This window comes from Bacillus sp. FSL H8-0534 (genome assembly GCF_038005885.1).
Taxonomy (GTDB): domain Bacteria; phylum Bacillota; class Bacilli; order Bacillales; family Bacillaceae_G; genus Bacillus_A; species Bacillus_A pseudomycoides.
In genome coordinates this window covers 1-12631 of the sequence record NZ_JBBOUC010000003.1, presented here as the reverse complement: position 1 = coordinate 12631, position 12631 = coordinate 1, and the positions used below count along the sequence as shown (strand labels likewise).

The 12631-nt window shown below is 33.3% G+C and carries 10 protein-coding genes and 1 pseudogene; 6 read left to right on the top strand and 5 right to left on the bottom strand.

The window, feature by feature from the left end:
• Positions 1-106: 106 nt before the first annotated feature.
• From MHH71_RS28405 to MHH71_RS28385, 5 genes are all read right to left on the bottom strand, one after another.
• On the bottom strand, positions 107-1522 hold the full coding sequence (locus MHH71_RS28405; RefSeq protein ID WP_006097355.1) for a 6-phospho-beta-glucosidase: 1416 nt from the start codon (positions 1520-1522) through the stop codon (positions 107-109).
• A gap of 71 nt (positions 1523-1593) precedes the next feature.
• Positions 1594-3429: a beta-glucoside-specific PTS transporter subunit IIABC gene (locus MHH71_RS28400; RefSeq protein ID WP_006097354.1), complete on the bottom strand. Its 1836-nt coding sequence runs from the start codon at positions 3427-3429 to the stop codon at positions 1594-1596.
• A 127-nt stretch (positions 3430-3556) separates the two neighbouring features.
• Positions 3557-4405, bottom strand: a complete 849-nt coding sequence (gene licT, locus MHH71_RS28395) for a BglG family transcription antiterminator LicT (RefSeq protein WP_006097353.1) — start codon at positions 4403-4405, stop codon at positions 3557-3559.
• 181 nt (positions 4406-4586) lie between these two features.
• A complete protein-coding gene (locus MHH71_RS28390) occupies positions 4587-4739 on the bottom strand; it encodes a hypothetical protein (RefSeq protein ID WP_006097352.1) in 153 nt (50 codons plus the stop codon).
• Between the two features lie 36 nt (positions 4740-4775).
• Positions 4776-4946 (bottom strand): cell surface protein, encoded by a 171-nt coding sequence (locus MHH71_RS28385; protein WP_244268561.1) that lies wholly within the window; start codon positions 4944-4946, stop codon positions 4776-4778.
• A gap of 301 nt (positions 4947-5247) precedes the next feature.
• Between MHH71_RS28385 and MHH71_RS28380 the strand changes: the two genes are divergently transcribed.
• The 6 genes and pseudogenes from MHH71_RS28380 to MHH71_RS28355 all read left to right on the top strand — a co-directional run bounded on the left by MHH71_RS28380 (position 5248) and on the right by MHH71_RS28355 (position 12313).
• Positions 5248-6477: a helix-turn-helix domain-containing protein gene (locus tag MHH71_RS28380; protein WP_033799453.1), complete on the top strand. Its 1230-nt coding sequence runs from the start codon at positions 5248-5250 to the stop codon at positions 6475-6477.
• A gap of 93 nt (positions 6478-6570) precedes the next feature.
• Positions 6571-6903 (top strand): annotated as a pseudogene (locus tag MHH71_RS28375) (DDE-type integrase/transposase/recombinase); the annotation flags it as partial.
• 783 nt (positions 6904-7686) lie between these two features.
• Positions 7687-8859 carry an RICIN domain-containing protein gene (locus MHH71_RS28370; RefSeq protein WP_078212086.1) on the top strand — a complete coding sequence of 391 codons (1173 nt, stop codon included), beginning with the start codon at positions 7687-7689 and terminating at the stop codon, positions 8857-8859.
• 195 nt (positions 8860-9054) lie between these two features.
• Positions 9055-9195 carry a hypothetical protein gene (locus MHH71_RS28365; RefSeq protein ID WP_167535695.1) on the top strand — a complete coding sequence of 47 codons (141 nt, stop codon included), beginning with the start codon at positions 9055-9057 and terminating at the stop codon, positions 9193-9195.
• A 220-nt stretch (positions 9196-9415) separates the two neighbouring features.
• The gene (locus tag MHH71_RS28360) at positions 9416-11887 is read left to right on the top strand and encodes a M60 family metallopeptidase (RefSeq protein ID WP_006097558.1); all 2472 of its coding nucleotides are present in this window, start codon (positions 9416-9418) and stop codon (positions 11885-11887) included.
• Positions 11888-12001: 114 nt separating this feature from the next.
• Positions 12002-12313, top strand: a complete 312-nt coding sequence (locus MHH71_RS28355; protein WP_006097559.1) for a heavy metal-binding domain-containing protein — start codon at positions 12002-12004, stop codon at positions 12311-12313.
• Positions 12314-12631 lie beyond the last annotated feature (318 nt).

Below are 12631 nucleotides of genomic sequence, written 5' to 3'. Positions count from 1 at the left end.
AGTCTAAATCCTTAAGTTGATGGATGTGTGGTAGGACCTCTAAAGATACAAAATATAAAAGGATGATCGTAATCAATCTTTGATTAAGACCATCCTTTATACATTCTTAATTTAAATCTTCACCATTAGAAGCAATGACTTGCTTGTACCAGTTGAAGCTTTTCTTTTTGTAACGTTTTAATGTTCCATTACCTTCGTTATCCTTATCTACATAGATAAATCCGTAACGTTTTTTCATTTCAGCAGTAGAAGCACTTACAAGGTCAATAGGCCCCCATGTAGTATAACCGATTAAGTCCACACCATCAGCGATAGCTTCCTTCATTTCAGCAATATGATCATGGAAATAGCTAATACGGTAATCATCATTTACGGACTCATTTTCTAAAATATCAACAGCACCAAAACCATTTTCAACGATAAATAAAGGAATTTGGTAACGGTCGTATAACGTATTTAAAGCAATTCGAAGGCCTTTCGGATCGATTTCCCATCCCCATTCAGATGCTTCTAAGTATGGGTTTTCTACGCCTCCTAATTGTAAGTTACCATCAGAAGTCTTATGTTCTTCAGGAGTTGCAGAGGCCGTACCGCTGTTATAATAACTGAAGCCTAAATAATCTACTTTATGAGTACGAAGAATTTCTTCATCACTAGGTTCCACTTTAATTGTAATATTATGTTCAGCAAAGTAGCGCTCCGTATAGGAAGGATAGTATCCACGTACTTGTACATCTGTGAAAAACACTGTTTCACGATCTAACATCATGGCTGTCCACACATCTTCTGGATTACAAGAATAAGGATAAGTTGGAGCATAGGCAAGCATACAACCAATTTTGCTATCCGGAATAAGCTCATGACCTGCTTTTACTGCTAGGGCACTGGCAACAAATTGGTGATGAGCCGCTTGATATTGTATGTGTTTTACATTTTCTCCTTCCTCAAACTCAAGTCCACCGCCAGTAAATGGGGCATGGATAACAAAATTAATTTCATTAAATGTCATCCAATATTTTACTTTATCTTTGTAGCGAGTAAAAAGAGTTCTAGCAAAGCGCTCATAAAATTCTATTAGTTTACGGTTTTTCCAACCACCATAATTTTTCACCAAAGCGAGTGGCATTTCATAGTGAGAAATGGTAACAATAGGCTTAATGTTATATTTTGCTAACTCAGAAAATATGTCATCGTAAAATTTTAAGCCTTCTTCATTTGGTTCTAATTCGTCACCATTTGGGAAAATACGAGTCCATGCAATACTCATCCGGAAGCATTTAAAGCCCATTTCAGCAAACAGGGCGATATCTTCTTTATAGTTGTGATAAAAATCAATTGCAGTGTGGTAAGGATAATAGCCTTCCATTGAATAATCTTGTGGGCTAAAAACACCATGTGGTAATATGTCTGCTGTAGAAAGGCCTTTTCCTTTTTCTTGGTATGCACCTTCTATTTGGTTTGCTGCCGTTGCACCACCCCATAAAAAGTCTTTTGGAAACGGTTTTGAGAAGCTATTCAACATTATGTGTCCCTCCAAAATATGTTCAACCAATTGGGAATAAGCATAGTTCATTCCCAATCAGCTAGATATTATTAAAATATTAGAGTTAATAAATCTTCATTTTTAGTAATTTGTTCTTTATTTGTTTCAATGATATCCGTATACTGTGCAGTATTTGTAATAATTACAGGTGTTGTTACAAGGTAGCCAGCCTCTTTAATTTTTTCCATATCAAAGTCGATTAAATGTTGCCCTTTTGTTACTTTGTCACCCGTTTTAACATGTGCATTGAAATATTTTCCTTCTAATTGAACCGTATCAATTCCAATATGAATAAGAATTTCTGCTCCATCATCTGATGTAATACCAACAGCATGTCCAGTAGGGAAGAGCGTTGTAATGACACCGTTTACTGGTGAATGGACTTCACCAACAGTTGGCTCAATCGCAATCCCTTTTCCCATTGCCTCAGATGCAAATACAGCATCTTTTACTTGGTTTAAAGGAGTAATGGCTCCTGTTAAAGGACTTACAATTCCTTCTTTTTTTACAACCGTTGCACCAGCTTCTTTAGATGTTTCTGTATTTTGTAGTTCCTCTTTATTCTCGTAACCTAAGAAATATGTTAAGGCTGCTGCTCCCCCTACTGTCATGATAATCATTAAGAAATATGGAAGCCATGGTGTAGTTGTACCACTTAGTGTAAATATAGAATGAAGGGCAAAGGCATTGTTTTCAGCTTTAAATGCCCCAATGAAAGCACCACCAATTGCTCCGACAATAACAACATATTTTAATGTACGTTTATGAGTTGCAATTAATCCGTATAGAATTGGTTCTGTTACACCTGCAAGTATCCCTGTTAATGCTGTTGAACCGGCAAGAGATTTTGTTTCTTTGTTTTTTGTTTTTAAGAAGATACCTAGTGCGATACCCGTTTGAGCAAATGTACTTGCAGCCCACATTGGGTCGATTGGGTCTCCACCGTTCATTAAGTTTTCGATACTCATTGGAACAAGAGCCCAATGTAATCCAAACATAATAAGGAAAACCATGGTACCACCAACAACAGCCCCAGTTAATAGTCCGCTATGTTCACTTAAGAAATTAATTCCTGTAGCAACCGATTTACCTACATAGGTTCCAAAAGGGCCGAATGCGATAGCAGCTAATGGTACGATAATCATTAATGAAAGCATTGGTACTAAGAACATTTGTAAATCTTTGTATATAACTTTTTTCAAGAATTTCTCTAATTGAGCGTAAATAAGTACTGAGATAAATGATGGTACGATTTGAGAAGAATAGTCCATCAAGATAACTGGTATTCCTAGGAATGAGCTTGTATCTCCATTAGCTAATAAAGCTGTAAAGTTTGGTTCTAATAGAGCGGCTCCAATAATACCACCCATGTATGGGTTAGCTCCTAATTTCGTAGCTAAAGTAAAACCTATCATAATAGGCAAGAAGTATAGAATAGCATTACCAGCGGCAGATAAAATAGCATACGTACCACTTTTATCTGATAACAAATCAAACATGACTAATACGCCTAAAAGAGCCTTCAGCATACCTGCTCCGGCAAGCGGTGCTAGTAATGGAGTAAACGTACCAGAAATTAATTCAAATATTTTTCCAGAAAGCGATGTTTTTTCTTCAGATGTTTCATTAGCATCTTTTGAAAAGTTACCGATTTTATTAATTGCTTTAAATACATCAGAAACATGGCTACCAATTACTACTTGTTGTTGGCCACCAGTTTGAACAACGCTAATAACACCTTTCACATTTTCTAATGCTTCTTTATTTACTTTGTTGCTGTCTTTTACTTTAAAGCGTAAGCGTGTAGCACAATGTTCTAAACTATTGACGTTATTCTCTCCACCAATATGTTGGAGAATTTCTTTAGCTAAGCTTGTATAGCTCATTTATAGCACTCCTTTAATTTTATTTTTATAAAAAAAACCTGAGTTGATTTTTCTTATTCGAAATAATGAACTCGAATAAGAAAAATCAACTCAGGTTTTGCCTGCCGAACAGTCACAATCCTGTGGTTCAATTATTATGTCTTTCTCGTGATTTAATACGGTTAATGTGAAGCATTAAATAAAGCATTTCATCTTTGTTTGTTTTTTTACCATAAGTAGACTCAATATAAGCTTTTACCTTTTGGGTACATTGATAAGCTTCAGGATATTTTGCCTTTACTTGTTCATATAATTCTTTCTCACCTTCAATAGTAGATTGATTATGAGTCAGTCTATAGGCAAAATATCTTAAATGAGTAACAAAGCGACTATAATTAATTGAATTTTCATCTAGCTCTAAACCGTAATGATATTTAACGATAGTAAGAACATCATTTACCATTTTCGTCATATTCATCGTGTCTTCCATATCATTTTGGTTTTGTTGAGCATTAATGAGGTGAAGAGCAATCGAACCAGCTTCATCCTCAGGTAGCTTATAACCAGTTTTCCTTTCAATGATTTGTAATGCGTGTAAGGCAACTTCATATTCATTGCGATAGAATTTCTTTACTTCCCAAAGCAACGCGTTTTTGAGTATGAAACCTTGTTGAAAGCGAGAAATTGAAAAACTAATATGATCGGTTAAGGTAAGATAAATATTATCACCAATTTTTCCAGGTAACTTTGATTTAGCGTAGGTGATAATTTCATCCGATAAATCCAAATGTTCGGATGGAATTTCGTTAATGAGATGGGCTAATTTATCTGTTAAACCTTTTGCTTCTAAAACAAATGTTTTATCAACTTGGGAAGGATCAATATCTTCGCCCGATTTTTTTTTGAAAGCAATACCTTTACCCATGACAATCATTTCTGTATTATTATCATTTTCTACTAAGACTACGTTATTGTTTAATACTTTTTTGATTTTCATATATCATCACCTACTTATTAGCCTAAATAAAAAACCTAAATTCATACCAAAAATACAGCATAATTGTATTCTTGGTATGAATTTAGGTTTTGCCTGCCGAACAGTCACAATCCTGTGTGAAAAGTATTCAATTACTGTTTATCTTTATCCACTTGTATTATAACTATGTTTGATAACGTTTTCAAGAGTTTTTTTGAATGAGGTTGATCTTTTTTAACCATATGCATAGCTTCGATACCACTGTATGCCACTCTGTATTTGTCACATCTCCAAATTTTCCGTTTGCTTTTCCTGCATCAAATTCACCCTTGTCTGTGTCGAATGCATCTGTCACTGTTTGGCCATCTAACTGTCATGTGCCTCGGACATATTACAATCCTTCTGGAAATGTATCCGCAATGGCTAGATTTTTCACAAGACTAGCAAGAAGCGTATTTCTTGTTCGAATCGTATACGCCAGTTCATCCCCTATTTCTGTAATTGTATTTTGTAGGTTCTTCACTGTTTTATCGGATTCTATGATTTGATCTTGTAGAATCAAGAAACTATCTCCGCTCATTTCACTGTCGTTTAGAAAATTACAAGAAAAAGATTTATTTCTTTCCACGCAGATAAAGTGTCTCTCACCATTTTCCTATCTATTTCGATATTTAGATACTAATTACAAATAAATAATATATGATTCTCACAAAAAATATAGTGATATTTTGTCGAAAATTGTACTATTTTGATATTTTATAGTAATATTTTGTCTTGAGTTATACCTGACGGCAAATAATTTATGAATCTATAAAGGAACAATGTGAAAATTTATCATTTAATCTAATTAAAAGGAGAAGGTAATGAATAATTCCATCGACATACAACACTTGTGTGATCTCGCACATAAAGCCTTTAATGTACCTGTTCATATTTTATCTACAGACAAAAAAATCTTATATCATTCTATTTCTGATGATGTCTGTAGTCCATTTTATTCTTCTAAAGAAGAACATCTTAGTGACATTTATCAAGAAAATGATCCCAATAACTTCCCACTTTTCAGATGTAACAGTTATCTTGAAAATTTCGTCCTAATTCATATAGTAAATCATGATTATATAAAAGGGTCTATTATAATCGGTCCCACTATACATCCAAAGGGCTCAAGTGATATAACCTTTAAAATTCGGAAAGAATTTAACTCAAATAATAAAATTCAAGAAAGGCTAGCCTATTATCAGTGCCTACCTGAGATTAAAAAAACTACTTTAATTGATATCGGAATCTTATTACATTACATGATTTTCAATGAAAAGTTAGATGTAGGTATCGTTTTAGAAAAAAATAAATTGCTAGAGGAAGTTCCCTATAAAATTGTGAAACCTGATTTATATATTTTAAAACGCCGACAAAATAATCCTGAAACTCACAACATGGCATTAGTACATAATTATTTTTTAGCAATCAAAGAAGGAAATAAAGAAAAGTTATTACAATATATGTATGCAATTCCAAAAGAAGGTGATGGGATTGTTTTAGCAGCAGATCCACTCAGAAACCAAAAGGTTCTTGGAATTATTGCGATTACTCTAGCTACTCGATATGCGATAGATGGTAACCTTCCATCAGATATTGCTTTTTCTCTTAGTCTTTTGTATATACAAACTATGGAACAACTAGATAACGTAGACTCTGTAAAGCGATTGTCAGGAGACGCTTTACGTACTTTTGCAGATCGTGTGAAAGAATACAATGCGCAAAAGTATTCAAAAACGATTACTGCATGCCTGAATCATATTAGAAAAAATGTTTACAATGAAATATCTCTCAATGAACTCGCTGATTATTTGGCGATTACCCCTACTTATTTATCTAAATTATTTAAAAAAGAAGTGGGAATTCCTTTAAGTGAATATATTCAAAGGGAACGAGTAGAAGAAGCAAAAAAATTATTAACACTAACTACATATCCATTATTAGATATTTGTACTTTGCTTAACTTTCATGACCAAAGTTATTTTATAAAGGTTTTTAAAAAAATTACAAACATGACTCCTAGACAGTATCGTGAAAAATATACCGTAATATAAGCTTAGAATCTGTTTCTGGTGCAAAAACTTTAATATACGTGTAAGTAATCTCTAAAACTTGAGCATACTGTTTCTATTACTCTAGAAAGGGTACGTGATTTTGTGAAAATGATGGAGAAACGGGGTTTATCCATTTCTTATACAACTATTATGCGTTGCGTTCATCAGCATGGTTCTGAATTGGACAAATGAATCTGATTTCACCTCAAACCAATGACTCTTGAAGAGTCCATGAAACATATATCAAAGTAAAAGGGCAATGGATATATTTATATCATGATGTTAATTTGAAAGGAAACACAAACCAATTTTCTTCAAGTGAAACAAGAAACCAGAAGGCTGCAAAGCGCTTTTTCAAGAAAGCTTTGCGGCCTTTTCATGTTTTAAAACTTCTTGTTATAACGGATCGATAAGAATCCATTTTATTATTTTCATGTTAAGTATTGAGGTGGTTGGAATGAATTGTATTTCAGAGGTTTTTTATGACTATATAAAGATGTTTTTGAATAATATGGTAAATTAAAGAGCGTGATAAATTAAGTATTTATTAATAGTAATATTGGAAATTATTCCATAAAACTTAATAATATAACATATATTACTTAATATATCTACATTTTATGCAATTATACATACCCAAATAAAGGTAAAAAAGTATAAGTAATACCATTAAATTATTCTATAAGTATTTTTCTAAAATAAAAACTAACCTCCTCTAAATTAATATAGTTATTTTTTCATTGTATATATTAAGTTGTAATCATTATAATTAATACAATAGAATTCATCATTAATTTTATTAGTATAATATCCTCTCACTCATATTAAGTATGTAACAATAAAATCATCAAATACATAAGATAAAATTCTACTATTTACGACAAAATCTTACTATATACGCATCGGAAATTTAATGTTTTAATAAATAACATAACTGGTACGACCACTAAGAAAGGGGCAAATTACACTAAATAGGAGTTTAGTAAAGTTGCAAGTAACATTATGTTGGCTTTAAAATTCTTAATATTCAGTTACTTTTAAAAAAGGGATCTCGAATCACAAAAGTATCATATTTGTACAAAATTGGTTTTAAGTTTCTACATAGCAAAAGTGATTTTATTTCGCAATAAAAGTATAAGCAATGTACAGTATAATTTCATCTTTTGTAATCTTGTAGGGATTTTACCGACAAAACTAGGGGGAAATATTATGAAATCAATATCAAAAAAAGTCATGGCAGGGTTAGGTGTAGGAGCAATGAGTCTATCTATCTGGGCTCCTTCAAGTCAAGCAGCAGCTCCAGCGAATAATGAATATCATACTATTCATTTGGCAGCTAATACAAACATAGCTTGGGATGTATATAAAGGATGGAACTCTGATGATGCAGGTATTGTTCTATGGGATGGAGCCCGTGGTGACAATGAACAATTTGTATTTTTCCCACTTGATGGAGGAGCATATGCAATCGTAAATAAAAATAGTGGGAAACCTGTAGGGATTGGTAATGCTATCATTGGTAGTGATGGTGTTCGTCACTTTCCCTCTATGAATAATGAGGGTTTGCGACAAACGAGTTGGACTGGTGCCGCTAATGAACAATGGTATTTACGAGACAAGGGAAATAATAATTTTGAAATTGTAAACCAAGGATCTGGGAAAGTTGCATCTTGGGCGGGGATGGAATTGTATGGATATAAAGATTATGTAGATTTGGATGAATCAAATCCTTCTGATAACAACAGGTTATTTCACATTCCAGCTGCTCGCAGTACTTTTTCATTACCAACCTTACCAACTGTAGGTACTAGACCCAATGCTCCAGATTATAATACAAGTGGGGCTATTGATCAACAATTACCTCAAACGTCAAATTCTGTTGTTGTTGGGGCATCTTTAATACCATCTATCATGGTAAAGGATAATGGTGCGAGTGATTATACAAAAATACACAATTCACCATATTATGTCTTAGTAAAAGAAGAATATTGGGAGAAAGTACGCTCAGAAATTATTCCTGCTGGTGCCACTAGTAAATATACAGTTAAATCAGGTGTAAGTGAGATAGATCAAAAAAAGATGTCTGATACGCTTGCAATGAGCTTTGGATCAGACTTAGGATTGAAATTTGGAGAATCATCTCTATCAATTAAATCGAGTGTTTCAAGAACAATACAAACAGAAGTTACTAAAACTTCTACGAATGCAACGGAAGAAACAGAGGAAAAGAGTATTCCAAGTATATCTGGTAAAAACACAGGATTTACAGCATATCAACTGGTAACAAAATATACAGTAAAGAGAACAGACGGTTCAGTTGTTACAGATCCTTCGATTGTAAGAGACAGTAAGCAAACAATAGCAAGAACAATAGCTAAATAAATAAGAAATATATTGCGATATAGGTTAACAGTAAGTGGACAAGCAAAGCGAAGTGATGGAGCCCCCTCAAAAAATGAGGGGGTTTCCCTTGTTACAATTATTTGTTTACTTCAAATGATAAAATAAGTATTTTTATTCCTATTAAATATTTCCCCTGGCTATATTTAATAGGAATACATGTGGGGAGAGAAGAAGATGCAAAAAATTTTTTTAGCAAATTTAGTAGCCTTTGCAATACTAACGAGTATGTCTTTTGAACATAACGAGGTCGTAACGAATTCTAAAGAAGAAACTGAAGAGGTGGATTTAATGTCTATCTTTCCATTTGAGTATTAAAAAATTTGGGTCATGTGAATGATGTACTTACGTTAGATCTCATTTATGAATTATAGTAAAATACAGAACTATTTAGACATGTTGTTAAAATATTAAATTTATCAAACTAAAGGAAGGTTTGTGACACAAAATGAAACAAAATATCAAAAAAAGAAATAAGGAGATAGCAATAAAAGCCTTTATAGCTGTGAATGTACTTACTTTTCCCTTTATAGGAGAAATGACTTGGATAACAAAAGTTTCAGCTGAAACACAAGAAAAAACCGTAAAAAAACAAGTATCCACCAAGCATGTTTTTCAAGTTATGGGTAAAGGGAATGTAGATCAAATCAAAGATAAGGATAGACGTCAGTTTAGATTTAGTCCATATGAACCAACTGGGTTATATGCAAGTCCAAATGAAAAAATAACGATTCTTGTAGAAGGGACACAGAATATTCAAGCTTACATAGGGACATTCTCATACGATGCCGCTTGGAATCAAGATTCGTTAATAAAGTCGTTTACCTTAAAACCAGGGGAAAATACAATTGAATCTCCAAACGGTGGGATGATTTATTTCTATAATCCTCAACAAGGTGGTACAGTTCGAGCTGAAATAACAGCAGGAGGATCACCTACTCCGTTTTTTGAATTAGGTAAACATACGCAACAAGATTTAGTAAACATGCTAGATACATATCCTAATGCACATGCAGTTGAGTTAAAAGGAGAACGAGTACTCATCACTGCAAGTCCTGAAAGAGTAAAAAAATATTTAATAGGTTCTAATACAGACCCTGTACAACTCTTAAAAAAAATGGATGAATCTATTAGAATTCAAGATCGAGTTTCAGGGTTATCTGAGAAAGAAGCAGACAAGCATTATGTGCACTTCGTAGAGGATAATCATTCTAAAGATTATTATATGTATTCGTATTCTAGTAGAACAGCATATGTTGGAGATGCGATTCAACATGTATTAGATGTCAATGATTTTATCAAAGACGGATGGGGGCCTTGGCATGAAGCTGGTCATCAGAGGCAACAAACTCCTTGGACATGGGATGGATTAGGAGAGGTTACTGTAAACATTTACAGTATGTCTGTTCAACGGGCCTTTGGAAGTAAATCGAGATTAGAGAAGGGAACATATGAAAAAGCATTCAATTATTTAAATAAGCCTCAGTCAGAAAAAGACTACAATAAAATAGATGATCTTTTTGTGAAATTAGCAATGTTTTGGCAGCTAGACTTAGCATTTGGGGAAGAATTCTATCCTAAACTACATCAAGAGTATCGTTCGCTTTCTAAAGAAGAACTCCCTAAAAATAATGAAGAGAAAATACAAGGTTTTATTTACAATACATCCAAGGTGGCAAAACAAAATTTACTTCCATTCTTTGATAAATGGGGGCTTGTGGCTACACCGGAAACAAGACAAAAAGTAGAAGCATTAAATGATCCAATTATAACCGCGCCTATTTGGGAAGCCACCGATTCTAAACCTATTAAGGTGAAAGTCGAGGAACCAACAATTACAAACCAAGTAAGTGACACTGATGAAAAGGATAAAACAGATGTTACATTACAGAAGAAAAACGAAGACTTTATATATAATGTGAAGGTGACACTTCCGGCAGAGGTAGCTGGATATGAAGCGTTACGTATTTATGATGATATCGAAAATGTGATTGATATAGAGAAAGTAACGGTAGAAGATGAAAAAGGAACAGACATCAGTGGCTATGGTGAAATCAAAATAGATAAGGCAACAGGTAAAGTAGAATTTAATTTTGCGAAAGACAAGATTACAGAAGTAGCCGGAAACAATGTTTTCATGAAGGTTACAGGCAAACTGAAAGACGAAGTGGACCTCTCTAATTATGAAAAAAGAACCGTTTCAAATACAGCAAAAGTACAATGGAATGGTAAAGAAAAAGAAAGTAATAAAGTAACAGTGCAAGTTCCACTCCTCAAGTTAGGTGACCGAGTATGGGAAGATAGTAACCGAAATGGCATTCAAGATCAAGGTGAAAAAGGAATAGAGGGCGTTCGTGTTCTACTGCTAGATAAGGAAGGGAATGTATTAAAAGAAATAAAAACAGATAAAGAAGGAAACTACTTGTTTGATGGGTTAACAGAAAGCATATACCGTGTACAAGTAGAGGCACCGTCCGGTTATGTCTTTACACTAAAACAAAGTGGACAAGATGTAACGGTTGACTCTAATGTAAATGAGGCTGGGGTAACAGATGATATGGCTTTTTCAAATGACAATTTAACATTCGATTTAGGGATAACTAGAAATAATAACAATGGATCAAGTAACAATGAATCAAGTAGCAATGAATCAAGTAACAATGAATCAAGTAACAATGAACCAAGTAACAATGAATCAGGTAACAATGAACCAAGTAACAACGAACCAAGTAACAATGAATCAAGTAACAATGAACCAAGTAACAATGAATCAGGTAACAATGAACCAAGTAACAATGAACCAAGTAACAATGAATCAGATAACAACAAAACAAGTAATAAGTCTTCCAATACTGAAAATAAACCTATAGACCCCACGGTAAAGCAAATGACGAACAAAAATGGTGTATTACCAAATACGGGTTCTAAAATATCTATTTTAGGTTTAATTGGTGTTATATTATTATTGATAAGTGCTATTCTTTGGAAAAAATCTATTAAAAAGATATGAACTAATTTTGTGAAGTTTTACCAAGCTGGCAGTAATATTACTAGACACCTATAAGTTTTTAAAATGTAATTTCAATATAGGTAAACGATAAAAATATATAGGAGAGTGTCAATCATGATTGTAACAACAACTTCTGTTATTCAAGGAAAAGAAATTATTGAGTATATTGATATTGTAAACGGTGAGGCAATTATGGGTGCAAATATCGTACGCGATCTATTTGCTTCTGTTCGTGACGTTGTTGGTGGCCGTTCTGGTGCATATGAAAGTAAATTAAAAGAAGCACGTGATATTGCAATGGAAGAAATGCTAACTCTTGCGAAGGAAAAAGGAGCAAATGCAATTGTTGGTATTGATGTAGATTACGAAGTCGTACGTGACGGAATGTTAATGGTTGCTGTAAGCGGTACAGCAGTACGTGTATAACATATAAAAAAGAAGAGGAATTACTAAAGCACCTCGTTGAGAATCGAGGTGCTTTTATTTTTTTAGCTATGTCAAAAAGTACACCTTTAGCAACTACATGAACCCACAAAAAAGTAGCGTTCCAAAATATCAAAAATATATTTTATGAACGTTCAAAAATAATAAATACCTTTAGGTACATGTTTACTTTTTTCATAAAAAAACAAACTGTTTGTAAAGGTATACTTTTATAGACACGTATAAAACTATAAAAAAATACGTCTGTAAATGTTGTTTTCAAAATTTACAGACGTCTATATGGGGTCACTATACATGCCT